We start from the raw sequence: 24482 nt of genomic DNA on the forward strand, positions 1-24482 counted from the left end.
ATAAGCTTTTATCCCAAAACATTATAGCTGTAGCAAATTTATTTACTACAGCTATAATAATCAAAGTCTGGATTAATCATCCAAGCTTACTCTTAAACGTATTTTTATAACCGAATTCTGTTACAACTACATCATTCATCACATTTAAAGAAGAAATATACAACTGCTGCCCATTCTTTTTTAATTCCTTTAGCATAACCAATAGTACTGTGACTACTGTTTTCTACCGTTCCATCGTCTTTAATATAGCCAATGGTTGAGCGATTGCTACTTTCAACGGTTCCGTTGCTTTTAACATACCCTACTGTAAAACGACTTTTATTTTCTACAGTTCCGTCACTTTTAATATAACCAATAGTGCTTCGATTTTTGTTCTCAATAGTGCCATCAGTTTTAATATACCCCACCGTTTGATGGCTGCTGTTTTCTATAGTTCCATCACTTTTGATATAAACTGTTGTATTACGGCTTACTGATTCTATAGTTTGAGCGCCTGAAATGGAAATATTAAATAGAAAAAAAAGCAATAGTTTATTTTTCATAATTTTTTAAAATTATTCATTATCTATCGTGTATTGTGTATGATGAAGTATTTGATTATTACAACATCCGTTCATATAGGTCGTCCAGTATAACTCCTTATTATTAATCAGACAAAACAGAAAACCAAAATTTACTAAAAAAACAACAGCTCTTAAATAGTTTAAGAGCTGCAGTTTATTAATCTTTTTTAAATATATTCCATTTATTTTTCTTCACATGTGACTCGCCATATCCATATCCATAACCTCTTCCGTAGCCATATCCTTTATCATAATTCACATCGTTTATAATAACAGCCATATTATATAATTTTTTAGAATGGCGCATCTCGTTGATAAATGGTAAAAAACGCTTATCTAAATAATTTGAACGGGCAACGTATAAGGTAACATCTGCTAATTTTGCTATTGCTAATGTATCATCTACCAGACTCACCGGAGCACTATCCACAATTATAAAATCATAGTTTTCATTCGCATAATCAATAACCTCACTAAAACGATTGTTTAATAATAGTTCAGAAGGATTCGGTGGAATAACTCCTGAATGAATCAAATCAAACTTATAATTACCAGGCTGAGAAATGAGAATGTTTTCTACTGTAAGACTCTCATCTGCTAGATAGTTTGATAATCCCAAAGGAGTATATCCTTGGTTTGATAAATTTAAATAGCTCAACAATTTTGGCGCACGTATATCAGCTCCTATCAATAATACTTTTTTATTGGTCATTGATAAAATCTGAGAAAGATTAACCGATATAAAGGACTTTCCTTCACCTGCTATTGTGGAGGTCACAAACACCACTTTTGCAGTAGCTGCATTTTTAGGCAATAAGAAATTAAGGTTGGATCTTAAAATTCTGAAGGCTTCAGCCGTAGAAGAGCGATCATTATGCTCAATAATAGCTTGTGAGCTTTTAGGTATTTCTCCCAATATAGGTCCATCAAAAGATTTCTTAAAGTCTTCCTTATCCTTGATTTTATTATCTAAAAGCATTTTTAAATAAATAGTGGCAAATGGAAACAGAAAACCTAAAATTAAAGCTATGAGCACAACTATCATACCTTTCGGTTTTACAGGATTACTTTCTGCATAGGCATGATCAATTACCTTAATTGCATCTGGTTTGGCAGCTGATTTTATCTCTGCTTCTTCTCTTTTCTGTAATAAGAACAAATAGATAGATTCAACAATCTGCTGTTGACGGGATATGTCTCTAAAGCCTCTTTCCTGTTGTGGCAAGGTGCTTAACCTTGAGGTAATCTGTTCTTTTTTACCTTGTACCGCATCTAAGCTGGTTTGGATATTATTCTGATAAATACTCAAACTGGATTGAATACTATTCTTTAAATCCGCTATATTTTTATTTAAACTCTCCATAACAGGATTATTTCCTGTCATAGACTTTTTATACTCCTCCTTTTCTAAAACCAATTCATTATATGCATTAATAGATTGATTTAAAGAAATATCCTGAATACCAATATTTGTTGGCAACAATCTATGCTCCGGACTTGCCAAGTTTTGCCTTAAATGTTTAGCAATTTGCAGTTGCGTAGTATTATCCAGTATAGTTTTATCAATTACTGAGGCGTCTTTGAGAAATATTTCTGCTTCTGCCTCTGCATTTGTCAACTGATTTTCTTTTTTAAATTTTTCAAGATTCTGATCTACAGAAGCTAAATCTCCGGAAACAACCTTTAATCTTTCATTGATAAAAACAGTAGTTACTTCTGCTAATTTTGAGTTGTCTTCATCTATATCTTCATTATATACGTCAATAAGGTTATCAATAATAAGTGTAGCACGTTCTTTTAAGTTATCAACTAAAGAAAAATTGACAATCATGGATCTTTTATCATCGGCAGATACAATTTTTATACTGCTCCGTAATCCATTAACACTACTCATGATAGGATTTACTGAGACTACAACCTGAGAACCTTTAGATTTATCAATCTTAGTATTCGGTAAAAACAAAATATCTCCTAACATTTTTGTAGTAATCTTTTGCCCGAACTGATACGTTTGTGGTTTAATGTGCTCAGAAGCTAAAACCTTAAACTGAGTATTTGAAAGAATCTCTATTTTTATTTTATCTTTAAAAGATTCACTGTACTTAATACTGTCATTTAACATCACCAATTTTAATGGAGCATCTTTTTCAAGTTTTTCTTCACTGCCAAAGCCTTTATTAATGTTATATTTTATATAAAGTTTGTTTTGATTGACTACTTTTAATAAAAAGCGGCGTGACTTGAGAATGGTAATCTGATCCAGTACCGCAGAATTTGAATTACCTGAAATGTTTCCTAAAGCAACATCCGTAACGGCATCTAATTGAGATGATTTAGATCCTTTTTCACTTAATAGAATCTGAGCGTTAACTTCATATTGTTTTGTCGTAAATTTAAGATAGACAACAGCCAGTAATAAAGCGGTAATAACAGAAAAGACAAACCATTTCCAATAATATGCATATTGTTCAACTAACTTTCTTAAATCAAATTGTTCGTCTTCAAATTGATTATAATCATTATTTTTATTCTTGTTCTGCATACTAACGTATTAAAATTGCGATTACAGATATGATTATCCCTGCCACAGATATGATCAATGGATAATTAAATTCTGTTGATTGTCTCATTCTGGTTTTATTCGGCTCTACATATACCACATCATTTTGATTGAGGTAATAAACCGGTGAGTCTAAAGCAGCTCTTGATGTAAGATCGATCGAATAGGTTTGTTTTTTTCCATCCTGTTCTCTTATGACCATTACATTATTACGCACAGCAGTAATAGTGAGATCACCAGCCAGCGTCAAAGCTTCCAGAATTGTAATTCTTTCATTTGGTAAAGTAAAAGTTCCAGGACTGTTTACCTCCCCCATTACACTAACTTTAAAATTCGTAAAATTGATATTAACCCCAGGATTCACAATATATTCACTCAGTTTTTCTTTAAAAAGTAAAATGGCCTGATTTCGGGTCAAACCAGCTATTTTGATACTGCCTAATACAGGGAAATCTATATATCCTTGATCAGATACGGTATATACATTTTGTGCCATATTTGGCTGACCTCCATTTTGGACTACCTGATATACATTTTGCTGATTAAAAGGCTGCGTAGCTTTCATATCAGCTGCAGAAACCGTAATGGATAACATATCATTCGGTCTTATTTTTGGAACACTCTGTTCATAAATGGTATTTAGTTCTGTATCTCCCTGAAAATAAACTATCTTTTCTTTGGAAGCACAGGATGACATCACCGTAACTGCTGTCATCATATAAAAAACCTGCACTATTTTTTTCATTGCGTTTTTTTAATTTTCTTTTGTTGGCAAAAATAGGAATATTTTTTCGTTTTAACAGTCCAAAAAATGATACAACTTATCAGACCATAAAAAGAGCTTTTTTTAAACAATATTCAGCAAATATTGACCATATCCGCTTTTACATAATGGCATGGCCACTTGATGTAATTGTTCTTTCGTGATATATCCCATACGATAGGCCACTTCTTCTATGGCTCCTATTTTCATTCCTTGTCGTTCTTCTATAACCTGAACAAATTGTCCTGCCTGCATCAAAGAAGCAAAAGTTCCGGTATCTAACCATGCTGTTCCACGGTCAAAAACACCTACCCTTAATTTATTTCTCTTTAAATATTCTTTATTAACATCCGTTATTTCATATTCACCACGAGCAGAAGGCTGGATATTTTTTGCAATCTCAACTACATGATTATCATAAAAATACAGTCCCGGAATGGCATAATTTGATTGAGGCACCTCAGGTTTCTCTTCAATACTTACTACGTTTTTATCTTTGTCAAATGCAACAACTCCATAGCGTTCCGGATCATTTACCTGATAAGCAAAGACTACTCCGCCCTGCTCTTGTGTACAACTTTGCAAAAGTTTAGACAAACCGCTGCCGTAAAATATATTATCTCCTAATATCAATGCAACCTTATCATTACCGATAAATTCTTCACCAATGACAAATGCCTGCGCCAATCCATTAGGTTGCTCCTGTACAGCATACGAGAACTCACATCCAAGCTGACGGCCGTCACCCAATAATCTTTCGAAATGAGGAAGGTCATGAGGTGTGGAAATAATCAGTATCTCCCGAATTCCTGCCAGCATAAGTGTTGATAAAGGATAATAGATCATAGGCTTATCATAAACAGGCATTAACTGCTTGCTTACCGCTAATGTCAAAGGATGTAATCTCGTTCCTGATCCTCCGGCTAATATGATACCTTTCATAACTGTATTGTAATTTAAATGATGTAAGATACTACATCTGTCTCTATTATTTTTTATTAATATTTGCTAACATTTTCTGTAAACTATATTTCCAATCTTTTATTTCGACGCCAAATGTTTCACTGATTTTGGAACTGTTAAGTAAAGAAAAATGAGGGCGTTTTGCAATAGTTGGATAAGAAGAACTTGGAACGGGATCTATTCTACACTTAAAACCACTCATTACCTTTATAACGGTAGCAAACTCATACCAGCTGATGTTTCCTTTATTTGAAAAATGGTAAATACCGGGCTTCCAATTTCTATGCTGTATCACTGCCATTATAACCTCTGCTAAATCCTTTGCATAAGTAGGACCGCCTATCTGATCATCGACCACCTGAATGGCTTGTTTTTCAGCCATAAGACGAAGCATTGTTTTAACAAAATTCTGACCGTAAACAGAATAAACCCAGGAAGTTCTTATTATTACAGATGAGCAACCGGCTTCAATAATGGCCTGTTCTCCTAAATATTTGGTTTCACCATAAACATTAATAGGATGTGTTTCATCCGTTTCTTTTAGTGGAATTTCATGTGTTCCGTCAAAAACATAATCAGTAGAAATATGGATGAATCTGCAATCATTCCTTTTAGCCCATTTTGCTATTTCTTTTACAGAAACACAGTTTACAAGCATAGCCTCATCTTTCTCATGCTCTGCTTTATCAACAGCTGTATAGGCAACCGTATTTACAATGATATCCGGATTTATACTGTTCAAAAAATCAGCGATTGTGTCTGGCTGTAAAAAGTCTAATGTAGATCGGTTGGCAAATATCCATTCATAATTTTTATATTGATCTGAAAGGTTTTTCATTTCTGAGCCTAACTGCCCATTCTCACCGGTTATTAAAATTTTCTTCATGTTTACTGATTAAAAACCTGTCTGAATTCCGGTAAAATCAGATCTTTTTCTGATACAATTCTTTTTTCATCCGGTACAAGCCAATCAATATTCAACTGTGAATCCTTATAAAACACACCTGTTTCTGAATCTTTATGATAATAGTTATCACATTTATAGAAAAATACAGCAGTAGGAGATAAAACGGAAAATCCATGAAGAAACCCTCTTGGAATGAATAACTGTAACCTATTTTCTGCTGATAATTTTACAGCAATATGTTTTCCGAATGTCGCTGAGTCAGGTCTGGCATCTACAATTACATCTAACACTTCTCCTTCCAATACCCTTACTAATTTTGCCTGTGCAAAATCTCCGGTTTGAGCATGCAGACCTCTGATAACTCCATATTCGGAGAAAGATTGATTATCCTGAACAAAATGTATTTCCCTACCTATCAGATCGTTAAATTTTCTTTCATTAAAACTCTCATAAAAGAATCCTCTCTGGTCTTCAAAAACCGTTGGCTCTATGATAAAGCAATCTGATAAATCTGTTGTGTGAATTTTCATTATTTGTTATGACGATTAAGAAATACGATAACAAATATACTCAATAATTACACTTTTGAAATACAACTGAGAAGCTATCCGTACATTTCTTTTGATTCGAAGACTTTTTTATATGAATAAAGAATTCACAATAGATCAATTATAGTGTTCTTTATAGTACGCATTATAGGCTCCTGAAGTCACATTTTCTAACCATGACTTGTTATTGAGATACCAGTCTATTGTGGCACTTAAACCTTCTTCAAATGTAACTGTAGGTTTCCACCCCAACTCTTTATGTATTTTACCGGCATCGATCGCATATCTGAGATCATGTCCCGGACGGTCTTTGACAAATGTGATCAGTTGTTCACTGGTCCCCGCAGGGTTTGACAATTTTTCATCCATCTGACGACAGAGTTCTTTTACAAGATCAATATTCTTCCACTCATTAAACCCTCCCACATTATAACTCTCTCCTAATTTTCCTTCATGGAACACCAAATCAATTGCAATGGCATGATCAATCACATATAACCAATCTCTGGTATAATCTCCATTTCCGTAAATCGGTAATGGTTGTTTGTTCAAAATATTGTTTATACAAAGTGGAATGAGTTTTTCAGGAAAATGATTCGGTCCGTAATTATTCGAACAATTAGTGATTACAATCGGCAGACCATAGGTATCTCCATACGCTCTTACAAAATGATCAGAAGAAGCTTTTGAAGCAGAATAAGGTGAATGAGGATCGTAGGAAGTAGTCTCAAGAAAAAAGCCCTCTTCCCCTAAGGTACCATATACCTCATCTGTAGATATATGATGAAATTTTTTACCTTCAAAATTGCCGTTCCAAACTGTTCTTACAGCATTGAGTAAATTTACAGTACCGATTACATTGGTCATCACAAAATCAAGCGGATTAGAAATGGAGCGATCTACATGAGATTCAGCAGCCAAATGTATAACGCCTTCCGGCTTATATTTTTCAATTATGGCCGTTACAGATTTTGCATCGGTAATATCAATCTTTTCAAAAATATAGTTAGCTGCATTTTCAATATCTTTGAGGTTTTCTAAATTCCCTGCATAGGTCAATGCATCTATATTAATTATGGTATAGTCCGGGTATCTGTTTACAAATCTTCGTACTACATGTGAACCAATAAACCCCGCTCCTCCGGTAATAATAATTTTTTTTTTCATCTTACTTACCAATTCCGTGATATATAAAACCTAATGCTTTCATTTTGGAAGCATTCAATATATTTCTTCCGTCAAATACAAAAGCCGGCTTCTCCATACTCTCATATATTCTCTTCCAGTCAAAATCTATAAATTCATCCCACTCTGTCAAAACAGCAATTGCATGAGTTCCTTTTACTGTATCATAAATTTCATTATGAACCTGTAATCGTTGTTCATTTTCCTTCTCGGTTCGGGTTCCCAATCTATTGACATCGGTAAAAATCTGTCCCTCAGTAACTTTAGGATCATAGACACTTAACAGGGCCTGTTCATTCAGCAAATAATCTGCAACGTATATAGCAGCAGACTCCCTTGTATCGTTAGTATCCTTTTTAAACGCCCATCCCAACAGGGCGATTTTTTTATCGTTTACAGTATTGTAAAGGGTTTTTATTATTTTTTCAGCAAAACGCCTTTTTTGATAATCATTCATAAGAATGACATGTTCCCAGTAATCCGCTACTTCATCCAAATGATAACTTCTGGAAATATATACCAGATTCAAAATATCTTTTTGAAAACAAGAACCACCGAATCCTACAGATGCATTTAAAAATTTTGGTCCGATTCGCGAATCAAATCCAATAGCTCTGGACACTTCAGTAACATCAGCTTCTGTAGCTTCACACAGAGCAGAAATAGCATTTATAGAAGAAATCCGTTGCGCCAAAAAAGCATTTGCTGTGAGTTTAGACAACTCTGAAGACCATATATTAGTAGTAAGAATTTTTTCCTGAGGAACCCAACTCTGATAGATTTGCGACAGTAAATCTATTGCTTGTTTTCCTTCTTCTGTATGAATATCACCTCCTATCAATACCCGATCAGGATATGTTAAATCATTTATTGCAGTACCTTCTGCCAGAAATTCCGGATTGGATAGTATCTGAAATGATACGCCATTATTTGTGTTTTGAAGTATATTTTTAATAGCACTCGCTGTTCGTACAGGTAAGGTTGATTTTTCAATTACTATTTTATCAGATTTTGCCACTTTAGCAATCTGACGGGCACATAACTCTATATACTTGAGATCTGCTGCTTTCCCTTTACCTATACCATATGTCTTTGTAGGAGTATTTACAGAAATAAAGATCATATCAGCTTCATCAATGGCTTTATCTATATCTGTAGAAAAAAACAAATTATTGTTTCTGTTCCGAAGGATCAATTCATCTAAACCTGGTTCATAAACCGGCAGCTGGGAAAGATCTTCACTGTTCCATTCGTTAATTCTGTCCTGATTTACATCAACAACAGTTACTTGTATATCTCTGCATTTATCAGCGATTACAGCCATTGTTGGTCCGCCCACATAACCGGCACCAATACAACAGATTTTCTGTATCTTTTTCAATATCGTATTAACTGATTTTTTTAATTTCTTTTTCTGCAACCACTTTTCTCAAACTGCTGCTTGAAAAACGGTGATCTCTGCGATTGAAGTATAATTCAATGCCTTTTCCCTCACAATATTCTCTACCGGTAAATTTCTTATTCTGATATTCATCTCCTAAAATTCTTACATCAATTTTAAAAGAACGCAGGATATCTTCCAAATCCTGTTCAGTTGCATAAGGTACAATCTCATCTACAAACTTGCATCCTTTTAACTGTATATATCTTTCTACAACAGTCTGTGTTGGTTTGTTTTTTTCTGGTCGATCGAGGGTCGGATCTGTTTGAAGACCTACGATCAGATAATCGCATTGTCTTTTTGCTTCCTCAAGCATTTTTATATGTCCGGCATGCAATAAATCGAATGCGCTAAATGTAATTCCTATTTTCATAAACTTCTAAGCAAGGATTTTTACAAATTTATAATAATTCTTTATAAAAACGTATTTTTTATGTTATCAATAAGATTATTAAAAGTTTATAATACATTTTTATCAAAATAAAAAGGGAGTATATTGGTAATAGATGCTGTTTTGATAACTTTTCCTTCACTCCCCATGCAATACATCGCAATAGGCTGACTCTGCTTTACTTCGTACTCAAATAATGATTGCCTGCAAGCACCACAAGGCGGTATTGGCTGATCTGTACATTTTATATCAGAAGAAGCAGATATGGCAATAGCTTTGATAGCAACATCCGGAAATAGAGCTCCTGCAGAAAAAACAGCCGTACGCTCTGCACATAATCCTGAAGGATAAGCAGCATTCTCCTGATTAGAGCCTAAAATGATTTTATTATTTTCCAAAAGTATTGCTGCGCCTACTCTGAATTTAGAATATGGAGCATAGGCCTTTTTTCTTATTTCAACAGCCCGAAGCATCAAATCCTGTACATCTGTCTCCATTTCTTCTAATGAATCGTATTCAATAAAAGAAGTATCAATTTTTATTTCTCTCATAAACAATGACCTTAATTAAAGCAGGAAAAAAAATCCAAACTGAATCAGTCTGGATTTTTAAATAGCTTATAGTATTAAGTTATTTTAATATTTAGCGTAATTCTGTCCAAAATTAAACGTCAAAGAAAAACGCAATGTATTATCTAATGGGTTCTGAACTTTACTGGTTGAGAACAGGTAAGAAATATCTACATTGATGATATTGTATTTAAACCCGGCTCCTAAAGTAGCATATTTACGGGCTCCTTTTTCTTCCGCTTCATTAAAATATCCTAAACGGAAAGCAAACGAGTCCTGATACCAGTACTCTGCACCTAAAGCCCATGTAAATTCTTTTATTTCTTCACTCATACCCCCCGGAGCATCTCCGAATGATTTAAAAATTCCGGAAGCCCACCCAATTTTTCGGTACTCTTCATTATTTTTACTTATTGCGGTATTTGCTTCCTGTGAACTTAATTCACCGTCACCATTCAAATCAAGAAATTTAGGTTCCTGTGGTGTTGGTACTAATAATTTTGTTGTTTCACCATACACAGAAACTTTATTAAATTCATCAAGTATAAAATCAAATCCTGCTCCTAAACGCAAATTAGAAGGAATAAAGCTTTCAGAACCGGAATCTTCAGTATAACTGATTTTTGGTCCTAAATTCTGAAAATTGAAACCGGCACGGAATATACCGTCAAAAGAATCAAAACTCATACGGTCAGATTCATAGTAACCTGCAACGTCAACAGCAAAAGTATTTGCCTTACTTTCGCGTTCCTCATTTAATTGAAGATTAGAACTGATGTATCGGGCAGCAACACCTCCCGAAAAATTATCACTCAATTTTATACTATATGATACATCAAATGCGAATTCATTCGGTTTTTCAATACCCATCGGATTACCGAAATCATTTGTCTTTTGAATCTCTCCTAATCCGAAATAACGGAAACTTGCGGCTAAGGCACTTCTCTCGGTTATCTTGTTATAATAATTTAATTGGGCAAGAGAAATATCACTTGCTATTTTAGCCATATATGGCGTATAACTGATTGCAAAACCTTGTTGTTTTTCTGCAAATGCATATTTTGCAGGGTTGTATTGCTGAGAATAAGCATCCGGACTAGTGGCAACTCCCTGATCTCCTAAAGCAGCAGATCGGGCATCAGCACTAATCAATAAAAAAGGTACGCCCGTTGTAATGGCTCTTGATCGGGTGTAGTTTGCCGGTGGTGGCAATTCTGCCTGAGAATATGCTTGATGCGTTAAAAATGCACTTATTGCTAATAAGGTTACTTTTTTCATTTATTATTATGTTAGTGAAACAAAGATACTATTTTAATTTAATTACAAATATTTTATAAAATCACGAGTTTCTCGATTTTTTCCGCCTGATGCCCTGTTGCTAATGATTTTACTTTTAGTTTATAAATATAAACACCTTTTCCTATTTTATCTCCGAAATCATCTCTTCCGTTCCAAATGATTTCTCTCGAGAGATTTCCTTCTGTTACAATGGTTTGATTAATTGTTTTTACAATTTTACCGGTAATCGTTAAGATTTGTACCTGCACCTGTAAAGTTTCACTCGGACGATTGTGCTGGAACCAGAATTCAGTATAGTCTACGAACGGATTAGGGTAATTCAATACTTTTTCTAATGTAATATTTTCATTTTTTGCAACAATAAACTGAATTTCTGACGTTGCAAGGTTGTTATATACATCCCATGCTTTAAACGTAAGTGTGTGTAACCCATCTTCCAGATCTTTGAAAGGAAACTTCACAATTCCCTTTCTGAAATTATTGGGTTCTGTTTCATAATAATCGTTCATTACATAAGGATTATTATCATCCCCGTCGAGAATTGCAACCATATCATGGCCAATTCCGCTTGCTGTATTTATTCCGTTTTCATCTTCTAAATAAGCCAGAAACAGAGGAGATTCATTCGTTACATTTCCTGAAATAAACGACTCATCATTCATATATAACTTCATTTGCGGCGCTTTATTGTCCTCGGCTGCATTTTCATTTACCCCACCTATTTTAAGCACATTATTATACCCCGTATAATCATCTAAAATCTGTCCTTCTTTTACAGCATAAAAACTTGCTTTTCCTTCCCCAATTGCAATTTTAATATCTTTAGGAACTACAAATTCGATTTCAAACTTCCCATTTGTTACAGTAGCATTACCCCTGAAAATAGTTTCTCCCAAAGTTTTGAAATCCATAGTAATCAATCCCTGTCCATTAGTAACACCATCGTTACCTAAAGTAGTACGTTCTATTTCTTTATCAAAAATCTGAATTGCCAATTCTCCATTAAAACCTGACATTAATGATCCACTTGCATCGGTTACCGAACCGCCAATTTTCACTAAATCAAGTGCTCTCAGACTTCCTGTAAAATCCTGCACTAAAGAACCATTTACATGCGTTAATTCTACTTTCGGCTTTGGAATTCCCAATTTTAACGCAGGATCTCCTATATAAAAAACGACTGCCTTTTCATTACTTGCATATGAATTTTTTGTTAAACGCAATGCTTCTGAAATTGTCAGATTATCAGATGAAATACCATCAATATTAAAGAGGTATTCAGAAACACGTTTGGTAAAATTCTCTGCATTTCCAATACCAATTTTTCGGGTAGTAGCTAATAAACTGATAACTCCTGCATCTTTTTTAAGGAATAATCGCTGACCTCCCGAAATTTCAGTCACTTTGTCAAATTGGGTATATTCACAGGTAACAATTGCGAATAACGGATACTTACCTGTGTTGGCAAGATTATCGATATCGTACATCTCCAACAGACGCTCAGCTGCAAGTCCGTTGATTCCCCCGTGTCCCAAATAATTAATCATCAAAGCTCCTGAATTAAAAGCATTCAGAAAATCTTCCTTTGCTTTCGGATAACGCGGTCCTCCGGAAACAACTTCCTGTACATAAGAATCTGTATATACTTTTCGAACATTAAAAGCTCCTTTTGCCTCTACTAATTTTGTAACCATTTCTTCTAAAGTCACCTGCAGATTAACATCGCTTAATGCATCTACATCATCTGCCAATGCCAGATAAACATTTTTCCATCTTCCCGAATTGTCTTTCTGATGATACTGAACAACCTTGTCTACTGCATTATTAGCCTGCTCCACAGTACTTACCAACATTCTTCCCAAAGCAATATCGACTCCTGTATAATTTTGATTATTGGTAAGCTGTCCTTCATTATCATCCATTAACCCATAAAAATCATCTGTCATATAACAAATCTGATCATTGAAATTGAAACGTCTTGTATCATTATGATTCAGATTATTATCCATTGCCTGAAATACCGGAACTACATTCGTATTATTTTGTATTCTGTTTTTATAATCGTGTGAACCATCTCCAAATAAATTAACATATTTTACACGCGAATTTTCACTCGATGCATTCATATACACATACCGGATGAAATTTCGTATCGCCGCTACATCTTGTTTACCGGAAGAAAATTCTTCGTATATAAGAGAAAGCGGTACTACCTTTGTATTTAAATTACTGGAAGTTCTATGAAAGTTAGCCAGTTTATTGGCACTCGTAACTAAAAAATCCGGACAAATAATTAAATAGTCCACATCACCGTCATTAAAAATATTCCCTTTTAGATTTTGATTGGTAACTCTTGAATTGGTAATTACTTCAGGTGTAAAAAGATTACTCATATCTATTGCGCGGTATTCTTTTACTTCTCCTAACTGAGCTTTAAAAGTAAGATTAGCAGATGTATTAGCAATATTTTGTGCATTGTAAGGATCTGTGACATCCCAAACCTGAGCAATGGAAGAAGCATTTGAGATGGTATAATTCGCAACACCTACCTGTGTAGCAGCATCTTTTACGCGAAATCCGAATTGCTTTCCGTATCCTCTGAGTTGTTTGGTATATTCTATTGCTACAAAATCCAGATACCCGACTGCGGATGGTATACCGTTGTTATTGAAAGCAAGTGAAATATTGGCTGTTGCAGATGAGAGAGTAGTCTCATAACGAAAAAAACGCTCTGCAGCTACTGAAAAAGCATCTTTTTTTGCTAACTCAATTGTTCCAATATTCTGATTGTTAAGGTTCACCGCTAAAGATGAAACCTCTACTGAACTCGCCGCAGCATTAATCTCTACACGTACAGGTACAGCTGTATCAATCTGATCTAAACTTAAATTGATAGTACGTTGATTGGTAGCGGCAAAAGTTTCCCCAAACCATTTTCTACTCAATTGTGCAATATTCACAAGATCCTGCTCATGAAAAACACGTTCATCAAAAGAAGAGTAGTTAACGGTAGCACCGGCATTAGGCTGATTCATAGTCGTTACGCGTTTCCCATTTCCATTTCCGTATGTTATATAATAATAGGAGTTGTCATCGTATAAATTATTATGGGAAGCATGTACAGGATCCCATCCTTTTGTACCGATTCCATAAAAAAGGATATAATCTGAATCATTAAACTGTCCATCGCTTTCTCCACTAATCTGAATAGCTATTTCAGGAAGATCAAATACTGTATTATCACTGTTTTTCAAAGGCAGCATTTTACCTCCCTGACCATAAATTTTTATGGTTCTTGGATCTACATTCGCAGGAATCCCCAAACGAACCAAAAAGTTTTTATCGATTTTATAAATCCCGGTTTCCCCAATTTTAAATTTATACCAATCACCTGAAGATAAAACAGAATTAGTTCTTGCTATATTCGCAACTGCTCTTGACTGTATATTATTATAGATATAAGAATAAGTAAGAGAAATTACCTTTTTATACGTGCTTCCTTCTCTGATAATCGGATTAAACGATAAAGTAGTATAAATCTGCCCTCTTGATTTATTTGAAATAACGGTAGCATTCAGAGTAGAAGGTATGTTATTTTTATCAAGATTCCGGTATTTATTTATGTCAATCGTCTGGTATTGGATGTTCGACACCTGAAGAGACTTCTCATTAGAGAGAGCATTATCTTTATAGATGTTTCGGTATAGAATTGTTTTATCTGCACTATTATAAGAAAAATTATCTATTTGAAACTGGGGCAGTAAAAAAGCTGTTGAAGATGATATCTGATAATTCGCATCTGACCATTGCAAACTAATGGTATTATTATTCTGGCTGAAAGCTGCAGACCATAGTAATAACATAAATAAAGATATATAAATTCTCATAAAACCAATAAGATTAAAACCATACAAATAGATAAAAAAAAAACCTTAAAAACAACATTATAACTATATAACAACCTATTATAGTATGGATTATTTTCAATTTTAAGTTTTTTTTAAATATTTTTAAAATATATATTGCTATTCAAAGCTTAATTATTATATTGCAACGAAATTTATTACTTACTTTTAAATGATGAAGATTAATAAACTTATGACTTTTCAATTGATAGCAGCAATAGCAGCATCAATTAGCTTGACGAGTTGTAACAACAGTGCTGTTGGGACCTCTTCAGTTACGGGTTGGAAACTCAACGATAACAGAGGTGGTTTTCAATACAATACAGCTTATGACGGCACGCAAACTCCATATGGAATGGTTGCTGTAGAAGGAGGTACTTTCACTATGGGAAGAATTCAAAGTGATGTTATGGGTGAGTGGAATAACAATCCTACTCAGCAATTTGTACAGTCCTTTTATATGGATGAAACTGAAGTTACCAATTTAATGTATGGAGAATACTTATATTGGTTAAAACAAGTTTATCCTCCATCGGAAGCTCAGTATAGAAATATTTATCAATCTGCATTACCAGACACATTGGTTTGGAGAAACAAATTAGGATTTAGCGAGACGCTAACAAACACTTATTTGAGACATCCATCTTATGCAAATTATCCGGTAGTTGGTGTTTCTTGGGTTCAGGCAAATGACTTCTCTAAATGGAGAACAGACCGTGTAAATGAGTTAAATCTGGAAAAAGCAGGTTACCTTAAGAAAAATGCTAAAACACAAAAAGCATACGGTGAACAGTCATTTTCTACAGACGCTTATTTGAATGCGCCAAGCAGAGCATACGGAGGAAATGATACTATTGTTTTCAAGGGAGTAAAAAACAAAGCAAAACCAGGACAAAAAAATGTTTATGCTAAACAGGAATTTGGTCTTTTTACTGCTGAGTACAGACTACCTACTGAAGCAGAGTGGGAATATGCTGCAGGTACAAGAAAAGCTGACAGAGAATATAACAATATCAAAGGAAGAAAAAAATATCCTTGGGGATCAGACGACACAAGAACATCATCAAGAAGTAAAAAAGGAGATCATTTAGCAAACTACAAACAAAATCGTGGAGATTATGGTGGTGTAGCCGGATGGGCTACAGATCCGGGTGGTCTTACTACCGCTGTAAAATCATTCCCTCCAAACGATTGGGGATTATATGATATGTCAGGAAACGTAGCAGAATGGGTAGCCGATGTTTACCGTCCTGCGATAGCTTCTGAAGAAAGCGATATGAACTATTTCAGAGGAAATGTTTACAATAAAAACGTAATCAATCCTGATGGTAGCGTACAGATTGTTGATTCAACTATTCAATACGATACGTTGCCAAATGGAAAATTACACCCTAAAGCATTACCTGGACAAGTCGCAAAAACAACTGTTAGTGAAGAAGATACTTTCTTACGAAGAAACTTCAATTCCAATAACAGCATCACCTATAAAGATGGTGACTACAACCTAAACCGTGATATGTACAATGCTCCTGAAAACAAAGGAAGATATAATGAAAACGGAGAATTTGTTGGTCAATATGATACTGCATCAGGAAAAACCACTTTAATCAACAATAACTCAAGAGTTATAAAAGGAGGTTCATGGAAAGACCGTGCTTATTGGTTAGACCCTGCAACCAGAAGATACGCTGACCAATACACAGGTTCAGACTTCATCGGATTCAGAAACGCAATGACAAAAATCGGTTCTGCTCCTAACCCAAAGAAAAAGCCAAGAGGCTAAAATGAATAACAAAAAGAAAGTCCTAATTTATTTAGGGCTTTTTTTTATTTTTGAAATATGAAAACAGACGAATTATACCGCTACTTTTTAACTTGTGACGGCATCAGCACTGACACGAGAAACATTTCTGAAAACTCCATCTTCTTTGCCTTGAAAGGAGAACATTTTAATGCCAATACCTTTGCAGAAGAAGCTTTAAACAAAGGAGCCCAATACGTAGTCATAGACGAAAAAAAATATCTGACAGATGAAGATAAAATGTTTTTAGTAGATGACACACTTAAAGCATTACAGGATCTGGCACAGTTTCACCGGGCACATTTAGGGTTACCCATTATTGCTTTAACAGGTAGTAACGGAAAAACAACTACTAAGGAACTCATCCATCAGGTTCTCAGTAAAAAATATCAAACAAAAGCAACCAAAGGCAACCTCAACAATCATATAGGCGTACCCCTTACCCTGCTCTCTTTTGATGAAGATACTGATATTGGAATTGTAGAAATGGGAGCCAACCATCAAAAAGAAATTGCGCAACTATCAGAAATAGCCATGCCTGACTTCGGCTATATTACCAATTTTGGAAGAGCTCACCTCGAAGGCTTCGGAGGATTTGAAGGTGTGATCAAAGGAAAATCTGAACTTTACAACTACCTGAGAGAACATCAAAAAACAGCTTTTATCAACTTAGATGATCCATTGCAAATTGAAAAATCAGAAACAATACTTTCTTATTCATTTTCAGCAAAATCAGAACAGGCTAATGTATATTTCCGTGAAACTGAGGCACAACCAATGGCCAGTGTTACTATAAAAAATACAAAAATAGACTCCAATCTTACAGGACTATATAACATCCCGAATATATGTGCTGCTGTTAGTATTGGTATCTATTTTAATATCGAACTCGAAGATATAAAAAAGGCTATTGAAGAATACATGCCGCAAAACAACCGCTCACAGTGGACAGTAACTCAAAACAATAAAATTCTATTGGATGCATACAATGCCAATCCAAGCAGTATGAAAGTGGCTATCGAAAACTTTGCTCAATTAAAGGAATCAAACAAAATTATGATTCTCGGAGATATGTTTGAATTGGGGAACGAAAGCTCTGGAGAACACAAAACAATTAAAGAATTAGCAGAGAAACAGCATATTACTACCTTCTTTGTAGGAAAAGAGTTCTATGAATTAAAGGACAACCACAACCATTTTTTCAAAGATTATGCGTCGCTTTCTGCTTATCTATCGGAACACGCTATCCAAAAAAGCACTATTCTTATAAAAGGTTCAAGAGGCATGTCTCTTGAAAGAATCTTGCCTATTCTGTAAATAATAAGTAAATTGTAAAAAAACAGCTGTGAAAAAAACGCTCTATTTGTGTCTGTTACTACTTCCATTCTGTTTGTCCGCTCAGGAAAAAAGCAGCGATTCAACCTTGCATTTAATCAACAAACAATTAAAGGAACTTAAAGCGCTTCGCACCAAGGATTCTTTAAAAATTGATGTACTGACGCATGAACTCAAAGAATTGCTTACCAGAACATCTTATACTGACAGCAATGGTAAGAGTACAGAAAAGGAAAACAAAGATTCTTTAAGAATCAAACAGCAATTAGAAGAGATAAACAGAATTAAAGCCCGAACTGAAGGTGCACCAGTGGTATTGCAATTTGACACTTTATTCAGAATCTATGCTAATCTTGGTCCTTATACAGCACTTGAGAGAGCACAAACTTCTTCCAATAAAATCAAAAATCTTTATGAGAAAGCCTTTTACCATAAAGATTCATTAAAAATCAAACACTTTTACAATAGCACCACAATATCTTATGAAAATGAGATCATTATGGGGGTAAGTGAACTTGATGCCTTATGGGATGGATCTACTGTAGAAGAACTCGCATTAAGCAATATTGAAAAAATAAATAATTCCGTACTCAACCTGCGAAAAGAAAACAGCCTGCAAAACAAAATATACCGTTTGATAGAATTAGTGCTGATTATTTTTGCTGTAGGAATTTTAATCTATTTTCTCAATTTTCTATTCAGAAAAATGGATTCTTTTATCTTACATCATTCCTCCTTTTTAAAGAAAGGACTTAAAGTTAAAAACTACGAGCTGATTAAGAAAAATCAATTAAATAGCCTTATATCAAAATTTTTAATATTACTTAAATATATTTTTTTCATCATCATTTTCATTTCAAGTATTCCAATTGCTTTGAAATTATTTCCTGCCACTCAGGTGTGGGCCGAAGAAATGCAAAAAATATTTTTGGAACCATTAAGATCGTTGAGCGACTCCATCATAGACTATCTACCAAATCTCGTAAAGATCATTTTTATCATTATTGCCATCCGTTTTATCCTACGTTTGTTACGGTATTTTACTTTAGAAATCGAAAGAGAAAACTTAACCCTTAACGGCTTCCACAAAGAATGGGCAAAACCTACCTATCTGATCATACGGTTTCTGTTTATATGCCTTACATTGATTATCGTATTTCCTTATCTACCGGGCTTTGATACTGTAGCCTTTCAGGGAGTATCAGTCTTTTTAGGTATTCTTATTTCTATTGGATCTTCCTCTGCTATTGCGAATGCAGTTGCAGGAATTGTCATCACTTATATGCGCCCGTTTCAAACCAACGATTGGATAAAAACAGGCAATGTAATTGGTGTAGTGATTGAAAAGAACAGCTTGGTAACGCGGTTGAAAACCATCAATAATGAAGACGTGACAGTTCCTAATTCTGCTATTCTTTCCGGACCAACCATCAACTTTTCATCTATTGGCAAAACCGACGGTCTGGCACTGACAGCTCAGGTAAAAATACGATATGAATTTGACGAACGCATTGTAACCAATCTTTTGATTTCAGCTGCTTTAAAAACTGTGGGAGTCTCCAAACGATTATCTCCATACGTATTTCAACTGGATCTAAACGAAATCAATGCTACTTATGAAATCAATGCACTGACATTTGAACCTCAAAATATGTACTTTATCAAATCGGATCTCATCAAAAACATCAAAAAAGAATTTAAAGATGCTGAAATTCCATTATCTTCTATTCAATATGTAGAGATAAAGGAAAATCCACTACTCAAAAAATAATTTTCAAACTTTTTTAAGTGTATAAAAAACTCCCTTATAAGGGAGTTTTTTTTGGATATCAAGCCGGATAAAAAAACATATCAACCTATAATATTTTAACAAAAAAGAAAAGCTTTAATTAAAAAAATAATTATAAAAAACAAGAAACTTATTTATTTAAAAAAAATTAACTATATTTTAAAAAAATATTAAGTTTTTTTTTGGAGTAATTAGATAAAAGATTAGGTTTGCCATAACTTTTAAAAAAATCATAAATAATGAAAAAAATTAAATTATTATCGATGGGTACTGTGCTATTCTTAGCATTTTCTTGTACAACTAATGATTCATCTGTAGAAAGTGGAAATAATGTTTCTACGAGAGCAGCTGCTGAAGGTGATAAAAATCCATACAGCTATGTAGGAAAAGATCACAATACCTTTTTGGCTGAGCAACGTGCAAACGGAACCAATACTATGGAGCAATTAGTAGAAAATGCTTTTACTTACGCAGAAGAAAGAGAATATGAAACCGCTGCATTGAGTAAAGATGACATGGTTGCAATAGCGAATCAGGCGATGGATTCTTCTTTTGAATATTCAGACATAGAAGGTTTTGCAGCTAAATACAACTTATCATCAAATGTTGTAAACAATTTAAACAAACTTTCAGACGTTCTGAACAATCAGGACGTACAAACTCCAACAGAGTTATTAAATGACCTTACGGCTTTAGAAAATTCTTATCTAACAGGTAAATTTTCAGAAACAGATAAAGCATATTTACTTTCAACTATTGCTGTTGCAAAATCAAGTACTCAGTATTGGTTAGACTTTTATAACATTGCTGAAGACGGAAGTGAGCCAAACAATGGTGAAGGAGCTCCACAGGCAAGAATACGCTGGTTTGCACGAATCTTTGGAGCGGTAGTAAGTGATGTTATCGGTGCCGTTTTAGGTGCTGGAGCAGGAACACTTGTAGCGGGTCCTGCAGGTACTGTAGCCGGAGCATATATCGGAGCAGCTGCTGCTTCAGGAGGTGTTCAATTTATGGTTGATGACAATCTATAATAAAAAATGATAAAGCAAAAAGCCGGAAGAATAATTTCTTCCGGCTTTTTTTATATAACTAAAATAAGCGTATGCTATATAACACCTATTTCTTTAATACATTTAAGCATTTCCTGATATGTTCTTTCAATATCATTATCCAAACCAATAGAAAAACGAATCAGTCCGTCACTTAATCCCATTTCAAGTTGTTCATCTGCTGGTATTTCAGATGAAGTAGAGGTGCCCGGAGCGCTAAACAACGTTTTATAAAACCCAAGACTAACAGCAAGATATCCCAGATTACGGTTTTGCATCAATTCCATAAGGGCATTTGCTTTTTCAAGGCTGCCTGCATCAATGGTAAGCATACCTCCGAAACCATATTCCTCGTTCCACATTTGTTTAAACAATTCATGACTTGGATGTGATTTCAATCCAGGATATACCGTTTTGATACCTGCCTGTTCAAATTTTTCAGCTAAATACTGCGCATTTACACTATGTTGCTTCATTCTTAAATGAAGGGTTCTAAGATTTTTCAGAATACTTGCCGAACGAAAACTGTCCATCGTAGATCCGAGCAACATACAAGCACCACTGTTTACATCTTTCAATTCATTAATAAAATCCAGAGTTGAACAAATAACACCTCCAACAGTATCACTACTACCGTTAATATATTTGGTAAGACTGTGAATCACAACATCAGCTCCTAAGTTTTTTGGTGTTACGGATAAAGGAGAAAAAGTATTATCCACTACCAATTTAAGACCTCTGCTATGAGCAAAATCTGCAATTTTCTTAATATCTGCTACTTCCAATAAAGGATTACTTACCGATTCCAGATATATTATTTTTGTTTTTGAAGTAACAGCCTGCTCAATCGCTTCCATCTTTGTGATGTCAACAAAAGTTGTATGGGAACCAAACTGAGGCAAAAGGTTTTTAAGAAAAGCATAAGTTCCACCGTAAATAGTTCTGCTGGAAACAACATGCCCGCCCCCTTTACATAATTGCATAATAGTAGCCGTAATAGCCCCCATACCCGAAGCCGTCACATTTGCTGACTCTGTATTTTCCATAGCGGCTAATGCCTGCGACAAATACAGATTACTTGGAGATGAATGTCTTGAATATAAATAACAACCGTCTGCATTACCTTCAAAGGTATCAAACATTGTTTTTGCTGATAAGAAAGTATATGTAGATGAATCTGAAATAGATGGATTTACACCTCCGAATTCACCAAAATACTGTAAATCTTGAATTTTGTCTGCTGGATTAAACATTTTTTAGTTTATATTTAGTTTGTTATTACAAAACAACTAAAAAACAAGCATATACAAAAGTTTTTTATAATTTTGTTTGAAAATAAAAAAAATACCTATAATTACTGATATTTTCAGGTATTTATAAACCAGTATTACATAAAAACCAATTTATTCAAAAATGAAATTAGACAATATCGACTATAAATTAATTGAGTTGTTACAGGAAAATAGCAAGCAAACGACAAAAGAACTTGCAGAACAACTTGATCTTTCTACTACTGCTGTTTATGAACGTGTTAAGAAGTTAGAAAAACAAGAAATAATTTCCAAATATGTAGCCCTGATTGATCGCAATAAAATTAACAGGCCTTTTGTAATTATGTCACTTGTCAAAATAAAAACGCATTCTAAAGAAGCTATTATCCAGTTTGAAAATAAAATATCTGCCATGCCGGAAGTTTTAGAATGTTTTCACATCAGTGGCGAGTACGATTATATTCTGAAAATATGTTTAAAAGATATGGAAACCTACCGTGAATTCATGATTTCTAAGCTTACGTCATTAGATGAAGTATCCAGTACTCAGAGTATGTTTATGATTAATGAAGTAAAAAGCACTACCTCCTACAGCTTCATTTAAAACTGTCAAAATTCATACGTTTTTTTTTACCTATGCGCTTGAAAAATATTATTTTTGTATAAAATAGTAATCACAACTTAAATAGTATATTATGAGTTCATTTGATGTAGTTGTTATCGGTTCTGGTCCCGGCGGATATGTAGCAGCAATCCGTTGTGCACAATTGGGAATGAAAACAGCTATCGTAGAAAAATATTCTACATTGGGCGGTACCTGCTTGAATGTAGGCTGTATACCTTCAAAAGCATTATTAGCTTCTTCTCATCATTACGAAGAGTTACAACATTTTGCGGATCACGGAATTGAAGTGCCAGGAGATGTAAAAGTGAATCTTGCCAAAATGATCGAGCGTAAACAAGCTGTTGTAGATCAAACTTCTGGTGGTGTAAAATATTTAATGGATAAAAATAAGATTGAAGTTTTTGAAGGAATCGGATCTTTTGAAAATGCTACCACCATTAATATTACTAAAAATGACGGATCTGTAGAAAAAATTGAAGCTAAAAACACCATTATTGCTACGGGTTCCAAGCCTTCTACTCTACCGTTCATTACCATTGACAAAGATAGAATCATCACTTCTACGGAAGCATTAAAATTAAAAGAAGTCCCTAAACACCTGATCATCATCGGCGGTGGTGTAATCGGTTTAGAATTAGGACAAGTATATTTAAGATTAGGAGCTCAGGTTTCAGTAGTAGAATTTGCAGATAGAATTTTACCTACAATGGATGCAGCCGTTTCTAAAGAACTTACTAAAGTTTTAAAGAAACAGGGTATGAAGTTTTACACCTCTCACAAAGTACAGGGCGTAAACAGAAACGGAGACACTGTAGTAGTAAAAGCTGAAAGCGCAAAAGGAGAAATCATCACTTTGGAAGGCGATTATTCATTAGTTTGTGTAGGACGCCGTCCGTACACAGAAGGTCTTAATGCTGAAAAAGCAGGGGTAAAATTAACAGACAGAGGACAGATAGAAGTAAATGATCATTTACAGACTACTGCTTCCAATATTTATGCGATCGGAGATGTAGTTCGCGGTGCTATGCTTGCACATAAAGCAGAAGAAGAAGGGGTTCTCGTAGCTGAGCAATTGGCTGGACAAAAACCACACATCGACTACAACCTGATTCCGGGAGTAGTATATACCTGGCCTGAAGTAGCTGCTGTTGGAAAAACCGAAGAGCAATTGAAGCAGGAAGGCAGAGAATATAAAGCGGGACAATTTCCTTTCAAAGCATTGGGCCGCGCAAGAGCCAGCGCTGATACAGATGGTTTTGTAAAAATACTGGCAGATAAAAAAACTGATGAGATTTTAGGATTTCACATTGTTGGTGCCCGTGCTGCAGATCTTATTGCAGAAGCAGTAGTAGCTATGGAATACAGAGCATCTGCTGAAGACATCTCAAGAATGTCACACGCACACCCAACCTTTGCAGAAGCGATGAAAGAAGCAGCATTAGCAGCAACCGATAATCGCGCATTACACGTATAAAAAAAACGAAAATATTTTCTAAAGCAATGTTTACCTCAAACATT

Annotated in this window: 19 protein-coding genes; 6 read left to right on the plus strand and 13 right to left on the minus strand. The window is 34.5% G+C overall.

Annotation, left to right across the window (positions count from 1 at the left end; all coding sequences use genetic code 11):
* Positions 1-131 precede the first annotated feature (131 nt).
* The 12 genes from QW060_RS11710 to porU form a co-directional block, all read right to left on the minus strand.
* Positions 132-542, minus strand: coding sequence for a 5-fold beta-flower protein (locus QW060_RS11710; protein WP_290363731.1), 411 nt, complete (start codon positions 540-542; stop codon positions 132-134).
* Between the two features lie 178 nt (positions 543-720).
* Entirely contained in the window at positions 721-3105 is a 2385-nt protein-coding gene (locus QW060_RS11715) for a GumC family protein (protein ID WP_290363732.1), read from the minus strand.
* Between the two features lies 1 nt (position 3106).
* The gene (locus QW060_RS11720; protein ID WP_290363733.1) at positions 3107-3868 is read right to left on the minus strand and encodes a polysaccharide biosynthesis/export family protein; all 762 of its coding nucleotides are present in this window, start codon (positions 3866-3868) and stop codon (positions 3107-3109) included.
* Between the two features lie 102 nt (positions 3869-3970).
* Complete coding sequence (gene rfbA, locus QW060_RS11725) at positions 3971-4828, minus strand: glucose-1-phosphate thymidylyltransferase RfbA (protein WP_290363734.1); 858 nt, start codon at positions 4826-4828, stop codon at positions 3971-3973.
* A 46-nt stretch (positions 4829-4874) separates the two neighbouring features.
* Positions 4875-5735, minus strand: coding sequence for a dTDP-4-dehydrorhamnose reductase (rfbD, locus tag QW060_RS11730; protein ID WP_290363735.1), 861 nt, complete (start codon positions 5733-5735; stop codon positions 4875-4877).
* A 2-nt stretch (positions 5736-5737) separates the two neighbouring features.
* Positions 5738-6286, minus strand: a complete 549-nt coding sequence (rfbC, locus tag QW060_RS11735) for a dTDP-4-dehydrorhamnose 3,5-epimerase (protein WP_290363736.1) — start codon at positions 6284-6286, stop codon at positions 5738-5740.
* Between the two features lie 135 nt (positions 6287-6421).
* Positions 6422-7471, minus strand: a complete 1050-nt coding sequence (rfbB, locus tag QW060_RS11740) for a dTDP-glucose 4,6-dehydratase (protein ID WP_290363737.1) — start codon at positions 7469-7471, stop codon at positions 6422-6424.
* 1 nt (position 7472) lies between these two features.
* Positions 7473-8813, minus strand: coding sequence for a nucleotide sugar dehydrogenase (locus QW060_RS11745; RefSeq protein ID WP_397386093.1), 1341 nt, complete (start codon positions 8811-8813; stop codon positions 7473-7475).
* Positions 8814-8877: 64 nt separating this feature from the next.
* Entirely contained in the window at positions 8878-9303 is a 426-nt protein-coding gene (locus QW060_RS11750) for an adenylyltransferase/cytidyltransferase family protein (RefSeq protein WP_290363739.1), read from the minus strand.
* Between the two features lie 86 nt (positions 9304-9389).
* A complete protein-coding gene (gene cdd, locus QW060_RS11755; RefSeq protein WP_290363740.1) occupies positions 9390-9872 on the minus strand; it encodes a cytidine deaminase in 483 nt (160 codons plus the stop codon).
* 84 nt (positions 9873-9956) lie between these two features.
* Positions 9957-11168, minus strand: a complete 1212-nt coding sequence (porV, locus tag QW060_RS11760; RefSeq protein WP_290363741.1) for a type IX secretion system outer membrane channel protein PorV — start codon at positions 11166-11168, stop codon at positions 9957-9959.
* Between the two features lie 53 nt (positions 11169-11221).
* Complete coding sequence (porU, locus tag QW060_RS11765; RefSeq protein WP_450091474.1) at positions 11222-15076, minus strand: type IX secretion system sortase PorU; 3855 nt, start codon at positions 15074-15076, stop codon at positions 11222-11224.
* A 193-nt stretch (positions 15077-15269) separates the two neighbouring features.
* Here porU and gldJ point away from each other — a divergent pair, with 193 nt between their 5' ends.
* The 4 genes from gldJ (at position 15270) to QW060_RS11785 (ending at position 21050) form a co-directional block, all read left to right on the plus strand.
* Positions 15270-16877: a gliding motility lipoprotein GldJ gene (gene gldJ, locus QW060_RS11770; protein ID WP_290363743.1), complete on the plus strand. Its 1608-nt coding sequence runs from the start codon at positions 15270-15272 to the stop codon at positions 16875-16877.
* A gap of 57 nt (positions 16878-16934) precedes the next feature.
* Positions 16935-18212: a UDP-N-acetylmuramoyl-tripeptide--D-alanyl-D-alanine ligase gene (locus QW060_RS11775; RefSeq protein WP_290363744.1), complete on the plus strand. Its 1278-nt coding sequence runs from the start codon at positions 16935-16937 to the stop codon at positions 18210-18212.
* A 46-nt stretch (positions 18213-18258) separates the two neighbouring features.
* A complete protein-coding gene (locus tag QW060_RS11780) occupies positions 18259-20001 on the plus strand; it encodes a mechanosensitive ion channel family protein (protein WP_290363745.1) in 1743 nt (580 codons plus the stop codon).
* Positions 20002-20258: 257 nt separating this feature from the next.
* Positions 20259-21050: a hypothetical protein gene (locus tag QW060_RS11785; RefSeq protein ID WP_290363746.1), complete on the plus strand. Its 792-nt coding sequence runs from the start codon at positions 20259-20261 to the stop codon at positions 21048-21050.
* Positions 21051-21124: 74 nt separating this feature from the next.
* Here QW060_RS11785 and QW060_RS11790 read toward each other — a convergent pair whose 3' ends face one another.
* Positions 21125-22321, minus strand: a complete 1197-nt coding sequence (locus QW060_RS11790; RefSeq protein WP_290363747.1) for an aminotransferase class I/II-fold pyridoxal phosphate-dependent enzyme — start codon at positions 22319-22321, stop codon at positions 21125-21127.
* A 160-nt stretch (positions 22322-22481) separates the two neighbouring features.
* Between QW060_RS11790 and QW060_RS11795 the strand changes: the two genes are divergently transcribed.
* Together QW060_RS11795 and lpdA are read left to right on the plus strand one after the other, a co-directional pair.
* Positions 22482-22943 (plus strand): Lrp/AsnC family transcriptional regulator, encoded by a 462-nt coding sequence (locus QW060_RS11795; RefSeq protein WP_290363748.1) that lies wholly within the window; start codon positions 22482-22484, stop codon positions 22941-22943.
* A gap of 91 nt (positions 22944-23034) precedes the next feature.
* Complete coding sequence (lpdA, locus tag QW060_RS11800; protein ID WP_290363749.1) at positions 23035-24438, plus strand: dihydrolipoyl dehydrogenase; 1404 nt, start codon at positions 23035-23037, stop codon at positions 24436-24438.
* The last annotated feature ends 44 nt before the right edge of the window (positions 24439-24482 follow it).

The sequence above is a fragment of the Paenimyroides ceti genome (genome assembly GCF_030409925.1).